Source organism: Bacteroidota bacterium, assembly GCA_034723125.1.
GTDB lineage: Bacteria > Bacteroidota > Bacteroidia > CAILMK01 > JAAYUY01 > JAYEOP01.
In genome coordinates this window covers 1-2,088 of record JAYEOP010000437.1, presented here as the reverse complement: position 1 = coordinate 2,088, position 2,088 = coordinate 1, and the positions used below count along the sequence as shown (strand labels likewise).

Sequence of the window (2,088 nt, the reverse complement as noted above, 5' to 3'; positions counted from 1 at the left end):
CGATTCGTTTTCGCCACTACAAAAAAATGTAATTTAGGTTTGCAAATTTGGTTTTATATTTCAAGAATTTTTCTGTAATATGGTATAATTTTATATCTCATTGCATCATAAATTTCTTGTGTTTCAACATTGGGACGTGTACACGATTTAACCCAAAGTGTTTTTTTAGATTTAGTATTCATTGCATTTGTTGTACATTTTTGACTACTCATTATTTCTCTTATTTTTTCCCATTTATATTTTATTCCTTTTTGTTTTAGTCGGTATCTTATAAATGATACGATATAATAAGCTAAAATACACATATTTATGTGTGCTTCAACGGTAGCATCTTTCTGATGAAAATTAGGACGCATATCAAGTATTGATTTTAATACATTATAAGTTTCTTCTACTTCATTTATTGTTCTGTATAAATTCCAAATTGTTTGTTCGTCTTTTCCCGGGATGCTTGTTCTGATAAAGTACACGCCTTGCTTTGCCTCTTTTTTAATATCCGTTTCCCGAAGCCAAGTTATTTCAGTTATTTTATTTTTATCTTCTTTTAAATTTATTGTAAAATAACCTGTTATTCCTTTATTCCGCTCTTTTAATCTGCCTATGCGTTGATGAATTTTTTCAACAGAATGCTTACCTCTTGGATTTTCTATCGTTTTTTTTATGCCTTCTAATCCTTTTTCAAATCTATCGCATTTTTTTTGATTTATTGCTTGTTCTTTTTTCTCTTTTAATGGTGATTTTACATATATAATACTCTCGTTTATAGTTTTATCTTTACCGAATTTGTCTGTATATTTCTTTTTCTGTGTAAACAATTTTGTCGAAATTTCTTTGCCCGATTTATTTTTGAATTTTATCAAATTATCTGTATTTATCTGTTCTATAAGCTCTTTGTGTTTGCTTTTTGATACTGTTATATAATCAAAGCCCTCACTTAAAAGCATTGACAAATTTTCTTCATTAGATATTCCGGCATCCATAACAACGCATTGTTTTTGAGAACTGGATACAGGAAGCTGTGCTTGTGATAGGCTGTTTACAACATCTTTAAGTGTTTTTGCTTCATAAATATTACCTTCATAATATTCGCTGTGCAATGGAAAACCGTTCTCATCATTTACTAAGCCTAAACTTATTTGCTTACAATCATTTCGTTTTTGTTTATTCTTTCCGTATTCTGCTTTTGAAACCAATTTCATTTGCCCCTCAAAATGTGAATTAGTAAGGTCATAAAGTACAATAGTTCGTTCTAAATTATAAATGGATTCGATACGTTTATTTAAAAATGTTTCAATGCTTTTTTTATTTTTATAAATTTGATTTGCTGCATTATACAGTTGGTTTTTATTAACTTGCAAACCGGAAAGCTGATAAAATTCCAATGCTGCCGATTTGCTGTTTAACCAACGAGCTGATGCTAATTCGCTTGCAGGATGTAATAATCGTGCTGTTAAAGACAACAATGCCTGATTTACCTGATAGTCCTTAAATTGTAACTCGTTTTGTAAAAACTCTTGTAAACCAAGTTCTTGTATTGCTTGAAAACAAAGAAATTCACCTCCGATTTGTTTAGCCTCATCGTTTATAAAACTGTTTATATCAAGCTCAACATACATTGTATGACCGCTGTTTGCTTTTATATTTTCCTCTTTCATTTCTTTTTTTGCAAGTTGTTTTTTAATAAGCTTTTGCGAATAAAACCGTGCAAGTTCTTTAATTTTTCTATTATTCTGTATATCAAATAAATATGTCTTATTATAATAATTATCTTTGATATATTTCTCTAGTAGATTTATTTCATCATCTGACATACCTTCTAATTTACCCAAAACAAGTAAGGTGTTTTGGCGCGGCATACCGTTTATCCGTTTACTTTCTACCAGATGATAGGATGTGTAAATTTTTGCGTTTTTTTTATCTCTTTTTGCTACTTGCCTGATATACATATAATTACAATTACGAATATTACTAAAAGACTGTTTTTGTGTATGTTATGTTAAATGTACACAAATAATTTTTTGGCAAAAGTAGTAATTTATAATTTACCTGACAAGCACAAATAAAAGATTCAGCCACTACAAACGACCT

1 protein-coding gene is annotated in these 2,088 nt (G+C 29.2%); it reads right to left on the bottom strand.

Translation table 11 applies throughout. The annotated features are described in order from the left end of the window. Window positions 1-53: 53 nt before the first annotated feature. Window positions 54-1,946: an IS1634 family transposase gene (locus tag U9R42_11660; GenBank protein ID MEA3496680.1), complete on the bottom strand. Its 1,893-nt coding sequence runs from the start codon at window positions 1,944-1,946 to the stop codon at window positions 54-56. Window positions 1,947-2,088 lie beyond the last annotated feature (142 nt).